This window comes from Siminovitchia fortis, from assembly GCF_007681465.1.
In the GTDB taxonomy this organism is placed as follows: domain Bacteria; phylum Bacillota; class Bacilli; order Bacillales; family Bacillaceae_C; genus Siminovitchia; species Siminovitchia fortis.
The window spans coordinates 1-780 of the sequence record NZ_VEKZ01000161.1 but is presented as its reverse complement, the minus strand read 5'-3'; the positions used below and the strand labels follow the sequence as shown (position 1 = coordinate 780).

Sequence of the window (780 nt, the reverse complement as noted above, 5' to 3'; positions counted from 1 at the left end):
TACCAAAGGCTGGAGCCCTTTTTGTATTTAGTTACTAGATTTTACTTTCGTAATTCAGGTTTAAATATAGAGGTGATATCAATAGATAATATATTTGAAAATCTTAAGGAAATACGTTTATTAGAAGATAAGTTGTATCATTTAGAATTAAATGGTTGGCTAAAAAATGAGTTTTTAACTTGGGAATGGTGGATACTAGTCGTTTTTTTAGTTGTGCCTTGGGTTATATGGGCTAAACTTGTTAAACGAGACATTATTTTAGAAATTTTGTTATTTGGTACCATAATTATCTTGACAACAACCTTATTAGATATATTTGGTGCACAATATAGTTTTTGGGATTACCCCATTGCATTCCTACCTTTTATTCCTCGGGCCTTTCCTTTTGATTTTTCAATGATACCTGTAGCTTACATGTTGTTATATCAATATTTTAGAACATGGAAATCTTTTATTTTAGCCCAGCTCATTATGGCACTAACATATGCCTATATAGGTGAACCCTTTTGCGAGTGGATCAAACTTGTTAATTATTTAGAGTGGAGATACAGATATTCATTCATATATTACATCATTGTTGGAATTGTAACTCGAGCTTTAATACTAAAACTAGCCTCTTTATCTAAACCACAAGATCTTACAACTAAGTAAAATTTAAATTGGAGGAAAAAACTTTGGAAGAAGTTAATATTGGTTTACTGACGATCAAAGTCATCGTTGCGGATTAACCCCCGAATTTTGGACATAGTTACTCTTAATCTATCTTTTTCTTAAAATAGC

At 30.9% G+C, this 780-nt stretch carries 1 protein-coding gene; it reads left to right on the top strand.

Features of this window, described 5'->3' with window-relative positions:
- On the top strand, window positions 1–651 hold a 651-nt coding region (locus tag FS666_RS19420), incomplete at its 5' end, for a CBO0543 family protein (protein ID WP_244943981.1).
- Window positions 652–780 lie beyond the last annotated feature (129 nt).